This window comes from Nocardia sp. NPDC046473 (assembly GCF_040645995.1).
Lineage (GTDB): Bacteria > Actinomycetota > Actinomycetes > Mycobacteriales > Mycobacteriaceae > Nocardia.
The window spans coordinates 102,012-118,692 of the sequence record NZ_JBEYZJ010000013.1; the positions used below are offsets into that span (position 1 = coordinate 102,012).

The following is a 16,681-nucleotide window of genomic DNA, read 5'->3' on the forward strand; positions in this document are numbered from 1 at the left end:
GGCTCGATGCCGCGCAGCTGGAGCCGCCGATGTCTGGTAGGCCACCGTGCGGATAACGGCTGGCGTCGGCCTACTAGGCTGGTAGCTGCAACTTTCCTGTTGCGGATTCGGCTGAGGACAAGGATCGACACCACATGACTACCCGCATCGAGCTCGCCCGCGTTGATCTGCGCGGTCGCACTCCCTCCGTTGCCGAGCTGCGCGCCGCGCTGCCGCGCGGGGGAGTCGACGTCGACTCGGTGCTGCATCATGTGCGACCGGTGGTCGAGGCGATTCGGGATCGCGGCGTCGCGGCGGCGCAGGAGTACAGCGAACAGTTCGACGGGATCAGCCCGGCGACGGTGCGGGTGCCTGCGGCCGAGCTGGTAAAGGCGCTGACCGAGCTGGATCCAGCCGTGCGTGCGGCGCTGGAGGAGTCCATCGCCAGGGCCAGGAAGGTGCACGCCGATCAGCGGCGCACCGACAAGACCACCGAGGTGGTGCCCGGCGGCACGGTGACCGAGCGCTGGGTGCCCGTCGAACGGGTCGGGCTGTATGTGCCCGGCGGCAATGCCGTTTACCCGTCCAGCGTGGTCATGAACGTGGTACCCGCGCAGACCGCGGGCGTCGGCTCGCTGGTGGTGGCCTCGCCGCCGCAGGCGCAGTTCGGTGGGCTGCCGCACCCGACGATCCTGGCTGCCGCGCAGTTGCTCGGCGTCGACGAGGTGTGGGCGGTCGGCGGCGCGCAGGGCGTGGCGCTGCTGTCCTACGGCGGCGTCGACACCGACGGCGCGCAGCTGGAGCCGGTCGATCTGATCACCGGGCCTGGCAACATCTACGTGACGGCTGCCAAGCGGCTGTGCCGCGGCCTGGTCGGTATCGATGCGGAGGCGGGGCCGACCGAGATCGCGATCCTGGCCGACGCGACCGCCGATCCGGTGCACGTGGCGGCGGATCTGATCAGCCAGGCCGAGCACGACGTGCTCGCGGCGAGCGTGCTGGTCACCGACAGCGCCGAGCTGGCCGACGCGGTGGACGCGGCGCTCACCCGGCAGCTGACCGTGGTCAAGCACGCCGACCGGGTGACGGAAGCGTTGCGCGGCAAGCAGTCCGGCACGGTGCTCGTCGACGACATCGCGCAGGGCCTGCGCGTGGTGAACGCCTACGCGGCCGAGCATCTGGAGATCCAGACCGTCGACGCGGCCGCCGTGGCCGCCCAGGTGCGCAGTGCCGGCGCGATTTTCGTCGGCGCGTACGCACCGGTGAGCCTCGGCGACTATTGCGCGGGCTCCAACCACGTGCTGCCGACCGCCGGATGTGCCAGGCACTCCTCGGGTTTGAGCGTGCAGACGTTCCTGCGCGGCATCCACGTCGTCGACTACACCGAGGCGGCGCTGAAGGATGTCGCCGGTCACGTGGTCGCGCTCGCCAATGCCGAGGACCTGCCCGCACACGGCCAGGCCGTGCAGGCGCGTTTCGAGGCGTTGTCATGAGCAAGCAGGCCACCGTCCCAGGCGCGGATATCAGCCTGGACGACCTACCCCTGCGGGAGAATCTGCGCGGCAAGAAGCCTTACGGCGCACCGCAATTGACGGTGCCCGTCCAGCTGAACACCAACGAGAACCCGCACCCGCCGAGCAAGGCGCTGATCGATGACGTCGCCGAATCGATTCGGATCGCCGCCGCCGACCTGCACCGCTACCCGGACCGGGACGCGGTCGCGCTGCGCACCGACCTGGCCGAATACCTCACCAGGCAAACGAGTGTCGCGGTGGACACCGACAATGTCTGGGCGGCAAACGGTTCCAACGAGATCCTGCAGCAGCTGCTGCAGGCCTTCGGCGGACCCGGTCGCAGCGCATTGGGTTTCGTGCCGTCGTACTCGATGCACCCGATCATCTCCGAGAGCATCGACACCGAGTGGATCGAGGCCAAGCGCAACGCGGACTTCTCCCTCGACGTCGACTACGCGGTGGCCGCCATCGCGGAGCGTTCGCCGAACGTGGTGTTCGTGACCAGCCCCAATAACCCGACCGGACACAGCATTCCGCAGGACGACCTGGCGCGGATCCTGGCGGCCGCGCCGGGCATCGTGGTGGTCGACGAGGCTTACGGCGAGTTCTCCGCGCAGCCGAGCGCCATCGCGCTGATCGACCGTTTCCCGGCCAAGCTGGTGGTGACCAGGACCATGAGCAAGGCGTTCGCCTTCGCGGGTGGCCGGCTGGGCTACCTGGTCGCCGCGCCCGCGGTGATCGACGCGATGCTACTGGTGCGGTTGCCGTATCACCTGTCGGTGGTCACCCAGGCGGCCGCACGGGCGGCGCTGCGGCACGCCGACGAAACCCTCGGCAGCGTGGCACAACTCGCCGCGCAACGCGATCGGGTCGCGGCGGCGCTGGCCGACCTCGGCTTCGACGTGATCCCCAGCGACGCGAACTTCCTGCTGTTCGGCCGATTCACCGACGCGGCCGCGAGCTGGCAGCGCTACCTGGACCACGGTGTGCTGATCCGTGACGTCGGCATTCCCGGCTACCTGCGCACCACCATCGGTCTGGCCGCGGAGAACGACGAATTCCTGAAGGTCAGCCGAGTCCTGGTCGGCACCGACCTGACGCCCCGATGAATCCGCCTGTGGAGGAAGCAATCATGAACCGAACCGCGCGGGTGGAGCGCGTCACCAAAGAGTCCAGCATCGTCGTGGAGCTGGACCTGGACGGCACCGGCAAGACCGAGATCGCCACGGGCGTCCCCTTTTACGATCACATGCTGACCGCGCTCGGCGCGCACGCCAGCTTCGATCTGACCGTGCGGGCCGAGGGCGACACCGAGATCGAGGCGCACCACACGGTGGAGGACACCGCGATCGTGTTCGGCCAGGCGCTGGGAAAAGCGTTGGGCGACAAGGTGGGTATCCGCCGGTTCGGTGACGCTTACATTCCGATGGACGAGACCTTGGCGCACGCCGCGGTCGACGTGTCCGGGCGGCCCTACTGCGTGCACACCGGCGAGCCGGACCACTTGCTGCACGCCGTGATTCCCGGATCCGGCCCCGGCGCACCGTATTCCACGGTGCTCAACCGGCACGTCTTCGAGTCGATCGCACTGAACGCCCGCATCGCGCTGCACGTGCGCGTCCTGTACGGCCGCGATCAGCACCACGTCACCGAAGCCGAATTCAAGGCCGTGGCACGGGCTTTGCGTGCCGCGGTCGAACTCGATCCACGGGTGCAGGGTGTTCCCTCGACGAAGGGGACGCTGTGACGGTGAAATCTGTTGCCCTGCTCGATTACGGCTCGGGCAACCTGCACTCGGCCGAGCGCGCGCTGGTGCGGGCGGGCGCGAAGGTCGAGGTGACCGCCGATCCGGCGATCGCGCTGGCCGCCGACGGTCTCGTCGTGCCCGGCGTCGGCGCCTACGCCGCCTGCATGGCCGGACTGCGAAAGGTGCGGGGCGAGCGGATGATCGGCCAGCGATTGGCCGGTGGTCGCCCGGTGCTCGGCATCTGCGTCGGCATGCAGATCCTGTTCGAACGCGGCGTGGAATTCGGCGTGGAGACCGACGGCTGCGCGGAATGGCCTGGCGTGGTGGAGCGTTTGTCCGCGCCGGTGCTGCCGCACATGGGGTGGAACACCGTGTCCGCGCCACGCGACAGCGTGCTGTTCGCGGGCATGGACAAGGACACGCGCTTCTATTTCGTGCATTCCTATGCCGCGCAGACGTGGGATCTTCCGCCCGGCGAGCATTTCGCGACCCCGAAGCTGACCTGGGCCGAGCACGGCGTGCCGTTCCTCGCCGCGGTGGAGAACGGGGCGCTGTCGGCGACCCAGTTCCACCCGGAGAAGTCCGGCGACGCCGGGGCTCAGCTGCTGCTCAACTGGGTGCAGGCGCTGTAACCGAACGGGCCTACTTGGTTTCGGCCCGGTTGACCAGCCAGCGACCGTTCACGTTCTCGACGGTGCACAGCAGCGACATCTTGTTGGTCTTCGGCATGCCGCCGGTCTCGTCGCTGGTCGTCGTGCGCACCACGTCGACGGTCACGTCCGCGTGTGCCTCGTCACCGGAAACGATCCGGCAATCCACCGAATCGGCCGTCGCGCGAACGTGACTCGCGGCGGCGTTCGCCTGAATGGTCGGCCGGGCGTCCTCGAATTCCGCCCGGAACATGCCGGTGGTGATGTCGAGCATCTTGCCCGCGTGCTCGCCGAAATTCGCGTAATCGTAGGTCCCCGCGATGGTGCCGAAATCGCATCCGGCCAGCCGCGCCTCCTCGGGCGGGGCAGCCGCGGCGGTCTGCGCGGTGGCGAGCACCGCGGTGCAGGAGGCGGCCGAAAGCAGGAGCACGGCAGCGAGGGTCGAGCGCGACATACGAGATCCCTAAGGAGAGTACGGAAGCGGCGAACGGAGTGGTCGCCGAGGCGAGACACTACCGGCGAATCCTCGGTCACGGGGGCCGCCCGCTGACTTGCTCGAATCGGGGGCGATCCGGACCGGTGGCGGCTACGTCGGCCGGGACGTCAAGGGCGGGTGCCGGTGGACCACAGCGGGGTGGTCTCGACCCGCGACAGTCGCCAGCCCGCCGCGGTGCGGAGCGCACCGAATCGGTAGATCTCGCCGAGGGTGTACTGCGGTTCGGCGATGGTTCCGGTGGCCGAGGCGAAGGTCGCGATCAGGTTCGCTCTGACCTCGGCCTCGTCCTTGTCGAGGTCGATCATCACGTTGCTGATGAAGTGCTGAATTCGCTTGTCGGCGGAGTGATTCCGGCGCGCCTGGGCGGTCAGTGCGTCGCGTCCCTCGGCCTTGCCGCCGGGGGTCTTCGCTGTCGCATCGGGTGTGTAGAGGGCCTGGAAATCGTCGAAGCGTCCCTCGTCCAGCGCGCGGCCGAGCCGGTCGACCAAAGCGGTGATCTCGTTGCGGTCCAACAACTCTCGCAGCTGCCGCGGTGTGGTGTCCGCGGTTGCCCGGGTGAGCAGGGGCCGGGGGCGTGCGGGGAAACGGATCTTGCTCATGGGGTTGCCTTTTCGACTTGAATGTTGGCCTGTCCAACGTTGGTATCGCCAACGTTAACATATTGTGGGTGCGACCAACAAGAGTTAGATTGCTGCCATGGAGATCTCGCACGAGGGTGCTCCCGCCAGGCTGCGGGCGCTGCCCACCCGGCTGGTCAATCAGGTTGCCCTCGTCGCCAACCGGGCCACCGAGCGCGCGCTGAACGCCACCGGCTCCCGGCGCTATCACTACGCGCTGCTTGCCGCGCTCGGTGAGTTCGGCTCGATCAGCCAGGCCGACCTGGGGCGACGCACCCGCATCGACCGCAGCGATATCGTCGCCACCGTCAACGAGCTGGCCGACCGCGGTTTCGTCGAGCGCAGTCCGGACGAAGGCGATCGCAGGCGCAAGATCGTCACCATCACCGACGCGGGCACGGCGCATCTCGCCGAGCTCGACGAGCGGCTGGCCGGTGCGCAGGACGAACTGCTCGCCGGTCTCAACCCGGCGGAGCGCGCTGAACTCGTCCGACTATTGACCCGCATCCTCGATCGGTGATCCAGCTCCTATTTGCGCAGGCCGGAGACCGGGCGGTGAGAGCTAACTACTAGGGTGGTTGCGTGAGTCTTGTGCTGCTACCCGCCGTCGATGTTGCCAATGGAGAGGCTGTGCGCCTCGTGCAAGGGGAGGCCGGTAGCGAAACCAACTACGGCTCGCCGCGCGACGCAGCGCTGGAATGGCAGCGCGCGGGCGCGGAGTGGGTGCATCTGGTCGATCTCGACGCGGCGTTCGGTCGCGGCTCGAATCGTGAACTGCTGGCGGGGGTTGTCGGCGAACTCGACGTCAAGGTGGAGCTGTCCGGCGGCATCCGCGACGACGAGACCCTGGAGGCCGCACTGGCCACCGGTTGCGCCCGGGTGAACCTCGGCACCGCTGCGCTGGAGGATCCGGTGTGGTGCGCCAAGGCCATCGCCAGGCACGGCGAGCGTGTCGCGGTCGGCCTGGACGTGCGCATCATCGACGGCGACTACCGGCTGCGCGGCCGCGGCTGGGTCAGCGATGGCGGCGACCTGTGGGAGGTGCTCGAGCGCCTGGAGCGCGACGGCTGCTCCCGCTACGTGGTCACCGACGTCACCAAGGACGGCACGCTGACCGGCCCGAACCTGGACCTGCTTCGCGAGGTGTGCAACGCCACCGACGCGCCGGTCATCGCCTCCGGCGGCGTCTCGACCATCGAGGACCTGATCGCGATCGCCGAACTCGTGCCGGAGGGCGTCGAGGGTTCGATCGTCGGCAAGGCGCTCTACGCGGGCCGGTTCACGCTGCCCGAGGCGCTGGCCGCGGTGAGATGAGCCCGGACCTATCGGCACTGCTCGCTGTCGCCCGCGAGATCCTGGACTCGGTCACCTCACGCTTCATCGAGGGGGTCGGCGCGCCGAGCGCGGTCACCAAGGGCCGCAACGACTTCGCCACCGAACTCGACCTGGAGCTGGAACGCACCATCTCCGCCCAGTTGGAGCGGCGCACCGGAATCAAGGTGCACGGCGAGGAATTCGGCGGCCCGCAGCTCGTCTCCGGCACCGCGTGGGTGCTCGATCCGATCGACGGCACCTTCAATTACTCGTCCGGACACCCACTTTCGGGCATGCTGCTCGCGCTGGTGCACGACGGTGCGCCGGTGCTCGGCCTGACCTGGCTGCCGCTGCTCGGGCAGCGCTACGCCGCGATCGAAGGCGGGCCGGTCCTGTTGAACGGCCAACCGCTGCCGCCGTTGCCGCACGGGAAGCTGGCCGAGGCGATGATCGGGTTCGGCGCGTTCAATGTCGATGCGCGGGGGCGGATCCCCGGGCAGTTCCGCTTCGATCTGCTCGGACCGCTCAGCAGGCTCTCCTCCCGCGTGCGGATGCACGGCTCCACCGGCATCGACCTGGCGTTCACCGCGTCCGGCGTGCTCGGCGGGGCCATCGTGTTCGGCCATCATCCGTGGGACAACGCCGCGGGGGTCGCGCTGATCCGCGCCGCGGGTGGCGTGGTCACCGATCTGGCCGGCGCGCCGTGGACCATCACCTCGGGCTCGGTGCTGGCCGCCGCGCCCGGCGTGCACGAAGAGCTGCTCGAAATGATCTGCACGGTGGCCGATGAAGGGTGAGGCAATGACGTTGGCGGTACGCGTGATTCCGTGTCTGGACGTCGACGCGGGCCGGGTGGTCAAGGGCGTGAACTTCGAAAACCTGCGGGACGCAGGCGATCCCGTCGAGCTGGCCGCGGCCTACGACGCGCAGGGCGCCGACGAGCTCACCTTCCTCGATGTCACCGCCTCCACCGGCGACCGCGGCACCATGATCGACGTGGTCACCCGCACCGCCGAGCAGATCTTCATCCCGCTCACCGTCGGCGGCGGCGTACGCACCGTCGAGGACGTCGACCGGCTGCTGCGGGCCGGCGCCGACAAGGTCTCGGTCAACACCGCCGCCATCGCCCGGCCCGAGGTGCTGCGCGAGATGTCGGAGCGGTTCGGCTCGCAGTGCATCGTGCTGTCCGTCGACGCGCGCACGGTGCCCGCCGGTCAGCCCGCCACGCCCTCCGGCTGGGAGGTCACCACTCATGGCGGCAAACGCGGCACCGGCCTCGACGCCGTCGAATGGGCAACGCGCGGAGCCGAATTGGGCGTCGGCGAGATCCTGCTCAACTCGATGGACGCCGACGGCACCAAGGCGGGCTTCGACCTCCCGATGATCCGCGCCGTCCGCGCCGCGGTCTCCGTCCCGGTCATCGCCAGCGGCGGAGCGGGCAGCGTCGAACACTTCGCCCCCGCCGTCCAAGCGGGCGCCGACGCAGTCCTGGCCGCCAGCGTCTTCCACTTCGGCGACCTCACCATCGGCCAGGTGAAGGACTCCATGCGCGCCGAACACATCGTCGTCCGTTAGCCGACGAACAGCGCACCTGGCAACTACTCGGCGAACTGAACCGCACCGCACCGCGATACGCGAACGACCCGTTCGGCCATTGCGCCGAGCGGGTCGTTCGCGCGTGAAAGTGCGCCGGAGCGAGGGTGTTTCAGGCTCCCGAGGCCACCTTCAGTAGTACCGCGCCCGCGATGATCGCGGCGAAGGACGCGACTTTGGGCAGGGTGACCTTCTCGTGGTAGACGAGGGCGCCGAGGATGACCGTGCCGATGGCGCCGACGCCGGTCCAAATGGTGTATCCGACACCGACATCCAGCGTGCGCAGCGCCAGGCTCAGGGTGAAGATGCCGCCTGCCGCGGCGAGCAGGGTGAAGACCGACGGCCAGAGTTTGGTGAAGCCGTTGGTCGCGTTGGTGCCGAGCGCGAACGCGATCTCGAAGACGATGGCGATGCCGAGGAAGAACCAGGCCATGACGAAAACTCCTGTGCGGGTGGTGAAGTGGGGGATCAGGCGGCAACCGGCGCGGCCGCGCGGTTCGCGAGGGTGTCGGCGAGCTTGAGTCCGAGCACGCCGCCGATGATCAGCACGAAGGCCAGCACCTTCCAGACATTGAGCGTCTCGTGGAAGATCACCGTGCCGAGGGTGACGGTGCCGACCGAGCCGATGCCGGTCCACACCGTGTAGCCCACCCCGACGTCGAGGGTGCGTAGTGCCAGGCTGAGGAAGAAGATGCCGCCCGCCGCGGCCGCGGCGGTGAGTAGTGACGGGCCGAGCACGGTGAATCCGTGCGTGGCATTGGTCGCGAGCGCGAAGACCACTTCGAAAACCGCCGCGATCATCAGGTAGATCCAGGCCATGGAAAACAGCTCCTTTAGTTGTATGTATATGCAACTATCTTGCGTGACGAGAAGTATGCATGTACAAATAAATGGTGTCAAACAGCGAGCACGACGAGCAGATGTGGAACCGGTTGATCGCCCTGCATGCCCAGGTAGAGGGCAAATTGGCGGCGGCGGTACAGCGCGGCTACGGCCTCGGGCTCTCGGAATTCCGGGCGCTGGGCTTCCTGGCCGAGGCATCGGACGGCGAGCTGCGGATGCAGGACCTGTCCGCGCGACTCGGTCTGAACCAGAGCTCGGTGACCAGGCTGGTCGGCCGGCTCGACGCCGCCGGGCTGGCCTACCGCGACCTATGTCCCGATGATCGGCGCGGCGTCTACACGGTGATCACCGACAAGGGTCGCGAACGGCACCGCGCGGCCAGCGACACCTACCGCGACACGCTCACCGTCGCGCTCGACGAATCCGACGACGACACCGTGGCCGCCCTGCGTCGCGCCCATGTCTGACTGTTATAACGGTGCTATGACTCTCGATCCCGCCATCGCCACCAGGCTCAAGCGCAACGACGCCGGTCTGGTCGCCGCCGTCGCGCAGGAACGCGGCACCGGCGACGTGCTGATGGTCGCGTGGATGGACGACGAGGCGCTGGCCCGCACGTTGGAAACGCGCAAGGCGACCTATTTTTCGCGTTCGCGTCAGCAGTACTGGGTCAAGGGGGAGACCTCCGGCCACACCCAGTACGTGCACGAGGTCCGGCTCGACTGCGACGGCGACACCATCCTGTTGGTGGTGGATCAAGAGGGTGCGGCGTGCCACACGGGGACGCATACCTGTTTCGACGCGGATGTGCTGCTGGCCGATCCGGCCTGAGCTAGGAGTTCGCGGGCCGATCTTCCTGGTCTGTCCCACCGGCTCGGCTCAGCGCATCGGTGAGATGGTCGGCGAGCAGCTCGCTCAGCTCCGCCAGTTGCGCCGTCTGCTCCGGCTCCAAACCGTCGAATACCAAGCGGCGCACCGCATCCAGATAACCGGGCGCCGCTTCGATCACCTTGTGGTAGCCGTCGTCTGTCAGTACCGCCTGTACGCCGCGGCGCCCGGCGGTAGCCGAGCGCTCGGCCCAGCCCATCCGCTCCAGCTTCGACACGACGTGCGAAAGCCGTGATAGCGATGCATTTGCCTTGTGGGCGAGGTCACTCATCTGCAGCCGATGGCCCGGTTCCTCGGAAAGCAAGGTGAGAACCCAATACTCGAAATGGGTGACCCCGGATTCGCGCTGCAGCTGGGTATCCAAAGCGCCTGGTAGGCGGGTCATCAGCGCGACAATCGCGCGCCAAGCTCGTTGTTCTACGGGGTCGAGCCACTTCGTCACTGTGTGCCTTCTTTCAAGCCAAGTGACGTGGTTTTGTTAGGAAGCCTACCGATTATTGAAAAGCATGTTCACAGTCACCCGTGGCTTTGAGTTTGCCACGACTTCGCTCGCTCGTCATGCAGTTGTCGAGTAGCGTGAGTTCACTCACAAACCGTCCGGGCGAGTCATGGCCGGATCGGCGGTGGTCGGCGGGGTGGTTTGCCGCTTCGGATGCCTGCGCCGCCACCAGCGCACGACGATCAGCGCCAGCGCCGCGAGCCAGATAGCGGCGGCCGCGATCGCACCGGCCATGGTGGCGCCGCGGAAGGCGGGCGCATCGACATCGAGAATCCGTTGTCCCGCATGGGCGGCATTGCTGCCGCCGAGCACGATGGTCAGCGTCATCAGATTGGGAATCGCGACGAGCACGGCGATCACCACGGCCGCGCCCGCCATGAACCGGCCGCCCCGGCGCCGCCACACCCGCAGCGCGAACAGCAGCAGGAACAGTGGGATCACCGTGCACACGCCGCCGAAGACCAAACCCCAGCCGATGCCCTTGGCGAAGCTGCCGTTCACCATCTCCGCGATCCGCTGCGCCCACCAGCGTGGGATGAACGCGGACAGGATGAAGTAGGCGATGAGCAGGACGGCGAGCACCGCAAGCCCGCCGACGACCCAGGTCTTCCAGGCGATCCCGGTCGATTTCTGCTCCAGCTGTCCGTCGGTCGCAGTCATGAGCCCAGCGTAAGCCGGGTGAGCGGCGGAAACGTGGTGATCGCCCCGGCGTTTCCGGTACGGCCGTCCCGAGTGTCGCCCGGGACGCGCCGGGAACTACTTCGCGCGCTCGCGCAGGAACTTCAGCGCCTCGTCGGCGTGCACGTTGGCGCGCAGCTCGCCGGTGATGATCTTGCGGACGGTGCGGTCCTGATCGATGACGAAGGTCTGCCGCTTGACCGGCGCTAATTTGCCGAGCAGCCCGCGCTTGACGCCGAACTGTGCGGCGACCGTGCCGTCGGGATCGGACAGCAGCGGATAACCGAGCCCCTGCCTGTCGGCGAAACCGGCCTGGGTGTCGACGCCGTCGGCGCTGATGCCGACGCACGAGGCGCCGAGCGCGGCGAAATCGCTTGCCACATCACGAAAGTGGCAGGCCTCCGCCGTGCACACGGGGGTGTTCGCGGCGGGATAGAAGAAGAGGACCAGTGGGCCGTCCGCGAGCAACGCGTCGAGCGAACGGGGCGTGCCGGTTTGATCGGGGAGCTCGAACTGGGGAGCGAGCTGTCCTGTCTGCATAGAAAGGGACAGTACCGGGCACATGTCGCACCCGGTACCGGTCCGTTCGGGCTCCATGGCCAACCGTCGCCTGCCTGCCGACCGGATGTGGCCTGCCTGCGGACGACGCGGCTACGTCCTATATGCCGATCAGTGCCGCGACTTCGGGGTTCTTGATCTGCATGACGTCGAGAATGCCGTGCGCGCGCAGGAAAGGCTTGAGTTCCTTGATCCGGTCGGCGTGCGTGGCGTATTCGTCCGGGAAGTGGTTCTTGTCCAGGGATTCGAGTGCCTTCGCGTAGGTGACGAAGGTGGCTAGTGCGTTCGGGGCACCCTGTTGGCCTGGCTTCGACTGCAGACCGACCATCCGTGGGGCCTGGCTCGGCGCACCGCCCGGGGCGGCATGCCTGCCCTCCGGTTGCGAGGGGTACATCAGTTGTCTCCTCTCGATCATGGATACCGCGTGCGAGATGGAACGGAGCGAGCATAGAGACGCCCGTCACAGCGCTTCCTGGGGCATGAGAACCGGGCGGTCGTGTTTGTGACTGGTGTGAATTAGTGGGTGTGCGTCATCGACCCGGCAGATCCCTTCGGGGTGCGCCCGGGAAGGTGTCGGACGGACCTGGGAGGATGGGCCCATGCAAGGCGCGTCGACTCCCACCACCACGACCCGTGCACAGTTCCACCAGCTGGCCGCGGAACATCGAGTTGTCCCGGTGACCCGAAAGGTGTTGGCGGACTCCGAAACTCCGCTCTCCGCCTACCGCAAGCTGGCCGACGACCGAGCGGGCACGTTCCTGTTCGAGTCGGCGGAGAACGGACGATCGTGGTCGCGCTGGTCGTTCATCGGCGCGGGTAGCCCGTCGGCATTGACCGTGGTCGACGGCGAGGCGGCCTGGCTCGGCAACATCCCGGTCGACGCGCCCTCGGGCGGCGATCCGCTGCAGGCGCTGCGCGAAACACTCGAACTGTTGCAGACCGAGCGACTGCCCGGCCTGCCGCCGCTCACCAGCGGCATGGTCGGCTACCTCGGCTACGACGCGGTGCGCCGGATCGAACGGCTGCCGAACCTGGCAGCCGACGATCTGCAACTGCCCGAGATGGTGCTGCTGCTGGCCACCGACCTCGCCGCGTTCGACCATCACGAGGGCGCGATCACGCTGATCGCCAACGCCGTCAACTGGAACGGCACCGCCGACCGGGTCGACGAGGCCTATGACGACGCGGTCGCCCGACTGGACCGGATGACCGAGGCGCTGGCCGCCCCCGCACCGTCCACCGTGTCGGTCTTCGATCGGCCCGAGCCGGAATTCCGCCGTCGCCGCACCACCGAGGAGTTCGGTGTCGGCGTGCGCCGCCTGGTCAAGGAGATCGAGGCGGGCGAGGCGTTCCAGGTGGTGCTCTCGCAGCGGTTCGAGATGGACTACGACGGCGCGCCGCTGGACCTGTACCGAATGTTGCGCGCGTCGAACCCGAGCCCGTACATGTACCTGCTGCACATCCCGGACGGCGACGGCGGCACTGCGTTCTCCATCGTCGGCTCCAGCCCGGAGGCGCTGGTCACCGTGAAAGACGGTGTGGCGACGACACATCCGATCGCGGGCACCCGCTGGCGCGGTGCCACCGAAGAGGACGACCTGCTGCTGGAGAAGGGCCTGCTCGCCGACGAGAAGGAAAACGCCGAGCACCTGATGCTCGTCGACCTCGGGCGCAACGACCTCGGCCGGGTCTGCCAGCCGGGCACCGTGCGGGTCACCGAGTATCGGCACATCGAGCGCTACAGCCACGTGATGCACCTGGTCTCCACGGTGTCGGGTCGTCTCGCGGAAGGCAAGATCGCGTTCGACGCGGTGCGCGCCTGTTTCCCGGCGGGCACGCTGTCCGGCGCGCCGAAGGTGCGCGCGATGGAACTCATCGAAGAACTCGAGCCGACCCGTCGCGGTGTCTACGGCGGTGTTGTCGGTTATCTCGACTTCGCGGGTGACGCGGACACCGCGATCGCGATCCGCACCGCGCTGCTCAAAGAGGGCACCGCCTACGTCCAGGCGGGCGCGGGCATCGTCGCCGATTCGGTTGCCGAATACGAGGACGTCGAGGCCCGCAACAAGGCGATGGCGGTGCTCAAGGCGATCGCGGCGGCGAAGACGGTGCGCGCGTACGGCGCGACGAACGGCGGCGACGCATGACGGCAGGGCACAGCGACGGCGGCCCCGTGACCCCGGCGAACGCGGGGACCGAGTCGGCACCGCCGACCGAAACGTCGGGCCTCGATTCCGGCGTTCACCGCGGCGGCGCCGGCGGTGGAAATGCCGGGGCCACACCTGATCCCGACGTCGCCACCCCGGACACCGAGACGGTCGAACCGGCGCGGCGCAAATCCCCGATCGGCGCGCTCGTTCTGCTCGCCGTCGCGGCCGCCGCGCTGTGGGGCTCCTCGCGGATGACGTGGGTGACGGTCACCTCCAGCGACGGCCTCACCGAACCACGCACCGACCACCTCAACGGCGGCGTGTGGTTCGGCGCGCTCACCCCGCTGGCCTTGGTACTGCTCGCCTCGATCGCGGCCGTGCTGGCCACCAGGGGCTGGTTACGCCGCGTCCTCGGCGTGGTGATCGCCCTGGTCGCCGCCGTCGCCGCGGTACCGGCCTTCGCCCTGCTCACCAATTCCGGCAAGATCGCCGAACGCGCCGCCAAGCTGGCCGAGCTCCCCGCACGGGCACAGGTCGGCGAGGCGACGACCTCGGCGCTCCCGGCCGTACTCGCCCTGCTCGGCGCGTTGGCGGCGTTCGCGGCGGGCGGATTGCTCGCACGGATGCCACAGGACACCGCGCGACTGTCCGGCAAATACGACAACCCGGTGTTCCGCCGCGCCGCCGCCACCGAGCAGGTGACCAAGCAGCGCGCTGAGGCCGCCGCCGAGCCGGGCAGCACCCAGCTGTCCGAACGCGTGCTGTGGGACGCGCTGGACGCGGGCACCGACCCCACCGAGGACGCCGTGAACTCCGGTGGGCGACCCGACGATCCGGACGCCGGCCAGTCGGGCGGACGCGTCCGCTGAGTGATTCGCGCACGGTGACTGTGGCGGTACCCACCTTGCGCACGGACTGGTTGCCTGGTCCACAACATGCCCCGGCGCAAACGCGGCCGGTACGCCCATTTATTCTTTGTCAGCATCGGTGAGACAGCGCCTGGGGAGATTCTCAGGCAGCAAGTCCGTCTCCCCAGAAAGGATTCGAGCCAGATGACGGTACTCGACTCGATTCTCGACGGGGTCCGCGCGGATGTCGCCGCGCGGGAAGCCCTCCTCGATTTCCAGGCGATCAAGGCGGCCGCCGCGGCGGCCAACAGCCCGCTCGACGCACGCGCGGCCCTCCTCGAAGACGGCATCGGCGTGATCGCCGAGGTGAAGCGGGCCAGCCCCTCCAAGGGCGAACTCGCCGACATCCCCGACCCGGCCAGTCTGGCCAAGTCGTACGAAGACGGCGGCGCGCGCATCATCAGCGTGCTGACCGAAGGCCGCCGCTTCCACGGGTCGTTGGAAGACCTGGACGCGGTCCGTGCCACCGTGAGCATCCCGATCCTGCGCAAGGACTTCGTCGTCGGGCCGTACCAGATCCACGAGGCCCGTGCGCATGGCGCCGACGTGATCCTGCTGATCGTCGCGGCGTTGGAACAGGACGTGCTGTCCTCGCTCATCGACCGCACCGAATCGCTCGGCATGACCGCGCTCGTCGAGGTGCACACCGAGGAAGAGGCCGACCGCGCGCTCGAGGCAGGCGCCTCGGTGATCGGCGTGAACGCCCGCAACCTCAAGACCCTCGAGGTGGATCGGGACGTGTTCGCCCGGATCGCGCCCGGCCTGCCCACCGAGGTCATCCGGATCGCCGAGTCCGGCATCCGCGGCACCGCTGACCTGCTGGCCTATGCCGGTGCGGGCGCGGACGCCGTCCTCGTCGGCGAGGGCCTGGTGACCAGCGGTGATCCCCGTGCGGCCGTGTCCGAGCTGGTGACCGCGGGCACCCACCCGTCCTGCCCGAAGCCGGCGCGGCGGGGCCGGTGACCGGAGTGACCGAACTACCCAAGGCCAGCGAAGGCGTCGCGCACCGCAGCAAGCACGAGCCCGACACCGGCGGCCACTTCGGCGTCTACGGCGGCAGGCACGTGCCCGAGGCGCTGATGGCGGTCATCGAGGACGTCACCGCGGTCTACGAGAAGGCCCGGCTCGACCCGGACTTCCTCAACGAGCTCGACCGGCTGCAGCGCGACTACACCGGGCGTCCGTCGCCGGTGTTCGAATGCACGCGGCTCGCTGAGCATGCGGGCGGCGCGCGCATCCTGCTCAAGCGAGAAGACCTGAACCACACCGGTTCTCACAAGATCAACAATGTGCTCGGCCAGGCCCTGCTCGCCAAGCGGATGGGCAAGACCCGGATCATCGCGGAGACCGGCGCGGGCCAGCACGGCGTCGCCACCGCGACCGCGTGCGCGCTGCTCGGCCTCGACTGCGTCATCTACATGGGCGCCGTCGACACCGCGCGGCAGGCGTTGAACGTGGCCAGGATGCGGCTGCTCGGCGCCGAGGTCATCTCGGTGACCACCGGCTCGCAGACGCTCAAGGACGCGATCAACGAGGCGCTGCGCGACTGGGTCAGCAACGCCGACGACACCTACTACTGCTTCGGCACCGCCGCGGGCCCGCACCCGTTCCCCATGCTGGTGCGCGACTTCCAGCGCGTCATCGGGCTGGAAGCCCGGGTGCAGGTGCAGGAATCCACCGGCCAGCTGCCCGACGCGGTTGTCGCCTGCGTCGGCGGCGGCTCCAACGCCATCGGCATCTTCCACGCCTTCCTCGACGATCCCGGCGTCCGCCTGATCGGCTACGAGGCGGCCGGCGACGGCGTCGAAACCGGCAGGCACGCGGCCACTTTCACCGGTGGCACGCCGGGTGCGTTCCAGGGCGCCTACTCGTACCTGCTGCAGGACGAGGACGGCCAGACCATCGAGTCGCACTCCATCTCGGCCGGTCTGGACTACCCGGGCGTCGGCCCGGAGCACGCGCTGCTCAAGGACATCGGCCGCGCGGAGTACCTGCCGATCACCGATACCGAGGCGATGGACGCGCTGCTGCTGCTCAGCCGTCGTGAGGGCATCATCCCCGCGATCGAGTCCGCACACGCGGTCGCTGGCGCGCTGCAATTGGGCAAAGAACTCGGCCCCGGCGCGATCATCCTGGTGAATCTGTCCGGCCGCGGTGACAAGGACATGGATACGGCGGCGCGCTGGTTCGGGCTGTTCGATGAAGGGGCGGTGCAGTCGTGAGGGAGCGTAAAGAGCGAACCATGGA

At 68.4% G+C, this 16,681-nt stretch carries 22 protein-coding genes; 14 read left to right on the top strand and 8 right to left on the bottom strand.

Annotated elements, in window-relative coordinates; all coding sequences use genetic code 11:
* The first annotated feature begins 134 nt into the window (after positions 1–134).
* The 4 genes from hisD to hisH are packed head-to-tail and all read left to right on the top strand — an operon-like array spanning position 135 to position 3,872.
* On the top strand, positions 135–1,472 hold the full coding sequence (gene hisD, locus ABZ942_RS39205; protein WP_357391317.1) for a histidinol dehydrogenase: 1,338 nt from the start codon (positions 135–137) through the stop codon (positions 1,470–1,472).
* Positions 1,469–2,602: a histidinol-phosphate transaminase gene (locus ABZ942_RS39210; protein ID WP_357391318.1), complete on the top strand. Its 1,134-nt coding sequence runs from the start codon at positions 1,469–1,471 to the stop codon at positions 2,600–2,602. Before hisD ends, ABZ942_RS39210 begins: the two co-directional genes overlap by 4 nt.
* 20 nt (positions 2,603–2,622) lie before the next feature.
* Positions 2,623–3,240 (top strand): imidazoleglycerol-phosphate dehydratase HisB, encoded by a 618-nt coding sequence (hisB, locus tag ABZ942_RS39215; RefSeq protein ID WP_357391511.1) that lies wholly within the window; start codon positions 2,623–2,625, stop codon positions 3,238–3,240.
* On the top strand, positions 3,237–3,872 hold the full coding sequence (gene hisH / locus ABZ942_RS39220) for an imidazole glycerol phosphate synthase subunit HisH (protein WP_357391319.1): 636 nt from the start codon (positions 3,237–3,239) through the stop codon (positions 3,870–3,872). Before hisB ends, hisH begins: the two co-directional genes overlap by 4 nt.
* Positions 3,873–3,882: 10 nt before the next feature.
* Here hisH and ABZ942_RS39225 read toward each other — a convergent pair whose 3' ends face one another.
* The gene (locus ABZ942_RS39225) at positions 3,883–4,344 is read right to left on the bottom strand and encodes a hypothetical protein (protein WP_357391320.1); all 462 of its coding nucleotides are present in this window, start codon (positions 4,342–4,344) and stop codon (positions 3,883–3,885) included.
* Positions 4,345–4,493: 149 nt separating this feature from the next.
* Positions 4,494–4,985, bottom strand: coding sequence for a nuclear transport factor 2 family protein (locus ABZ942_RS39230; RefSeq protein WP_357391321.1), 492 nt, complete (start codon positions 4,983–4,985; stop codon positions 4,494–4,496).
* Positions 4,986–5,082: 97 nt separating this feature from the next.
* Here ABZ942_RS39230 and ABZ942_RS39235 point away from each other — a divergent pair, with 97 nt between their 5' ends.
* The 4 genes from ABZ942_RS39235 to hisF all read left to right on the top strand — a co-directional run bounded on the left by ABZ942_RS39235 (position 5,083) and on the right by hisF (position 7,892).
* Positions 5,083–5,523, top strand: coding sequence for a MarR family transcriptional regulator (locus tag ABZ942_RS39235; RefSeq protein WP_357391322.1), 441 nt, complete (start codon positions 5,083–5,085; stop codon positions 5,521–5,523).
* Positions 5,524–5,585: 62 nt separating this feature from the next.
* Complete coding sequence (priA, locus tag ABZ942_RS39240) at positions 5,586–6,317, top strand: bifunctional 1-(5-phosphoribosyl)-5-((5-phosphoribosylamino)methylideneamino)imidazole-4-carboxamide isomerase/phosphoribosylanthranilate isomerase PriA (protein ID WP_357391323.1); 732 nt, start codon at positions 5,586–5,588, stop codon at positions 6,315–6,317.
* Complete coding sequence (locus ABZ942_RS39245) at positions 6,314–7,114, top strand: inositol monophosphatase (RefSeq protein WP_357391324.1); 801 nt, start codon at positions 6,314–6,316, stop codon at positions 7,112–7,114. The genes priA and ABZ942_RS39245 overlap by 4 nt, the downstream gene beginning before the upstream one ends.
* Before the next feature lie 4 nt (positions 7,115–7,118).
* Entirely contained in the window at positions 7,119–7,892 is a 774-nt protein-coding gene (hisF, locus tag ABZ942_RS39250; RefSeq protein ID WP_357391512.1) for an imidazole glycerol phosphate synthase subunit HisF, read from the top strand.
* Positions 7,893–8,022: 130 nt separating this feature from the next.
* On the opposite strand, the gene ABZ942_RS39255 is transcribed toward hisF, so the two are convergent.
* Positions 8,023–8,343, bottom strand: a complete 321-nt coding sequence (locus ABZ942_RS39255) for a multidrug efflux SMR transporter (RefSeq protein ID WP_357391325.1) — start codon at positions 8,341–8,343, stop codon at positions 8,023–8,025.
* Positions 8,344–8,378: 35 nt separating this feature from the next.
* Positions 8,379–8,729 carry a multidrug efflux SMR transporter gene (locus tag ABZ942_RS39260; RefSeq protein ID WP_357391326.1) on the bottom strand — a complete coding sequence of 117 codons (351 nt, stop codon included), beginning with the start codon at positions 8,727–8,729 and terminating at the stop codon, positions 8,379–8,381.
* Between the two features lie 71 nt (positions 8,730–8,800).
* On the opposite strand from ABZ942_RS39260, the gene ABZ942_RS39265 reads away from it, so the two are divergent.
* Positions 8,801–9,220 (top strand): MarR family transcriptional regulator, encoded by a 420-nt coding sequence (locus tag ABZ942_RS39265; protein WP_357391327.1) that lies wholly within the window; start codon positions 8,801–8,803, stop codon positions 9,218–9,220.
* A 16-nt stretch (positions 9,221–9,236) separates the two neighbouring features.
* Entirely contained in the window at positions 9,237–9,584 is a 348-nt protein-coding gene (hisI, locus tag ABZ942_RS39270; RefSeq protein WP_357391328.1) for a phosphoribosyl-AMP cyclohydrolase, read from the top strand.
* A 1-nt stretch (position 9,585) separates the two neighbouring features.
* Here hisI and ABZ942_RS39275 read toward each other — a convergent pair whose 3' ends face one another.
* The 4 genes from ABZ942_RS39275 to ABZ942_RS39290 all read right to left on the bottom strand — a co-directional run bounded on the left by ABZ942_RS39275 (position 9,586) and on the right by ABZ942_RS39290 (position 11,770).
* Positions 9,586–10,026, bottom strand: a complete 441-nt coding sequence (locus tag ABZ942_RS39275; RefSeq protein ID WP_357391329.1) for a MarR family transcriptional regulator — start codon at positions 10,024–10,026, stop codon at positions 9,586–9,588.
* A gap of 201 nt (positions 10,027–10,227) precedes the next feature.
* Positions 10,228–10,800 (bottom strand): permease, encoded by a 573-nt coding sequence (locus ABZ942_RS39280; protein ID WP_357391330.1) that lies wholly within the window; start codon positions 10,798–10,800, stop codon positions 10,228–10,230.
* Positions 10,801–10,896: 96 nt separating this feature from the next.
* Positions 10,897–11,358 carry a peroxiredoxin gene (locus ABZ942_RS39285; protein WP_357391331.1) on the bottom strand — a complete coding sequence of 154 codons (462 nt, stop codon included), beginning with the start codon at positions 11,356–11,358 and terminating at the stop codon, positions 10,897–10,899.
* Positions 11,359–11,476: 118 nt separating this feature from the next.
* Positions 11,477–11,770 carry a hypothetical protein gene (locus ABZ942_RS39290; protein ID WP_357391332.1) on the bottom strand — a complete coding sequence of 98 codons (294 nt, stop codon included), beginning with the start codon at positions 11,768–11,770 and terminating at the stop codon, positions 11,477–11,479.
* A gap of 205 nt (positions 11,771–11,975) precedes the next feature.
* Here ABZ942_RS39290 and ABZ942_RS39295 point away from each other — a divergent pair, with 205 nt between their 5' ends.
* The 4 genes from ABZ942_RS39295 (at position 11,976) to trpB (ending at position 16,656) form a co-directional block, all read left to right on the top strand.
* Entirely contained in the window at positions 11,976–13,523 is a 1,548-nt protein-coding gene (locus tag ABZ942_RS39295) for an anthranilate synthase component I (protein ID WP_357391333.1), read from the top strand.
* Positions 13,520–14,395, top strand: coding sequence for a TIGR02234 family membrane protein (locus tag ABZ942_RS39300; RefSeq protein ID WP_357391334.1), 876 nt, complete (start codon positions 13,520–13,522; stop codon positions 14,393–14,395). The genes ABZ942_RS39295 and ABZ942_RS39300 overlap by 4 nt, the downstream gene beginning before the upstream one ends.
* 183 nt (positions 14,396–14,578) lie before the next feature.
* The gene (trpC, locus tag ABZ942_RS39305; protein WP_357391335.1) at positions 14,579–15,397 is read left to right on the top strand and encodes an indole-3-glycerol phosphate synthase TrpC; all 819 of its coding nucleotides are present in this window, start codon (positions 14,579–14,581) and stop codon (positions 15,395–15,397) included.
* Positions 15,394–16,656, top strand: a complete 1,263-nt coding sequence (gene trpB, locus ABZ942_RS39310) for a tryptophan synthase subunit beta (RefSeq protein WP_357391336.1) — start codon at positions 15,394–15,396, stop codon at positions 16,654–16,656. The genes trpC and trpB overlap by 4 nt, the downstream gene beginning before the upstream one ends.
* Positions 16,657–16,681: the final 25 nt, after the last annotated feature.

What these genes read in the sequence shown, in the direction of transcription:
- hisD (WP_357391317.1), top strand. Translation starts at nt 135, where the DNA reads ATGACTACCCGCATCGAGCTCGCCCGCGTTGATCTGCGCGGTCGCACT.
- ABZ942_RS39210 (WP_357391318.1), top strand. Translation starts at nt 1,469, where the DNA reads ATGAGCAAGCAGGCCACCGTCCCAGGCGCGGATATCAGCCTGGACGAC.
- ABZ942_RS39225 (WP_357391320.1), bottom strand. Translation starts at nt 4,344, where the DNA reads ATGTCGCGCTCGACCCTCGCTGCCGTGCTCCTGCTTTCGGCCGCCTCC.
- ABZ942_RS39230 (WP_357391321.1), bottom strand. Translation starts at nt 4,985, where the DNA reads ATGAGCAAGATCCGTTTCCCCGCACGCCCCCGGCCCCTGCTCACCCGG.
- ABZ942_RS39235 (WP_357391322.1), top strand. Translation starts at nt 5,083, where the DNA reads ATGGAGATCTCGCACGAGGGTGCTCCCGCCAGGCTGCGGGCGCTGCCC.
- ABZ942_RS39245 (WP_357391324.1), top strand. Translation starts at nt 6,314, where the DNA reads ATGAGCCCGGACCTATCGGCACTGCTCGCTGTCGCCCGCGAGATCCTG.
- hisF (WP_357391512.1), top strand. Translation starts at nt 7,119, where the DNA reads ATGACGTTGGCGGTACGCGTGATTCCGTGTCTGGACGTCGACGCGGGC.
- ABZ942_RS39255 (WP_357391325.1), bottom strand. Translation starts at nt 8,343, where the DNA reads ATGGCCTGGTTCTTCCTCGGCATCGCCATCGTCTTCGAGATCGCGTTC.
- ABZ942_RS39260 (WP_357391326.1), bottom strand. Translation starts at nt 8,729, where the DNA reads ATGGCCTGGATCTACCTGATGATCGCGGCGGTTTTCGAAGTGGTCTTC.
- ABZ942_RS39265 (WP_357391327.1), top strand. Translation starts at nt 8,801, where the DNA reads ATGGTGTCAAACAGCGAGCACGACGAGCAGATGTGGAACCGGTTGATC.
- hisI (WP_357391328.1), top strand. Translation starts at nt 9,237, where the DNA reads ATGACTCTCGATCCCGCCATCGCCACCAGGCTCAAGCGCAACGACGCC.
- ABZ942_RS39275 (WP_357391329.1), bottom strand. Translation starts at nt 10,026, where the DNA reads ATGACCCGCCTACCAGGCGCTTTGGATACCCAGCTGCAGCGCGAATCC.
- ABZ942_RS39280 (WP_357391330.1), bottom strand. Translation starts at nt 10,800, where the DNA reads ATGACTGCGACCGACGGACAGCTGGAGCAGAAATCGACCGGGATCGCC.
- ABZ942_RS39285 (WP_357391331.1), bottom strand. Translation starts at nt 11,358, where the DNA reads ATGCAGACAGGACAGCTCGCTCCCCAGTTCGAGCTCCCCGATCAAACC.
- ABZ942_RS39290 (WP_357391332.1), bottom strand. Translation starts at nt 11,770, where the DNA reads ATGTACCCCTCGCAACCGGAGGGCAGGCATGCCGCCCCGGGCGGTGCG.
- ABZ942_RS39295 (WP_357391333.1), top strand. Translation starts at nt 11,976, where the DNA reads ATGCAAGGCGCGTCGACTCCCACCACCACGACCCGTGCACAGTTCCAC.
- ABZ942_RS39300 (WP_357391334.1), top strand. Translation starts at nt 13,520, where the DNA reads ATGACGGCAGGGCACAGCGACGGCGGCCCCGTGACCCCGGCGAACGCG.
- trpC (WP_357391335.1), top strand. Translation starts at nt 14,579, where the DNA reads ATGACGGTACTCGACTCGATTCTCGACGGGGTCCGCGCGGATGTCGCC.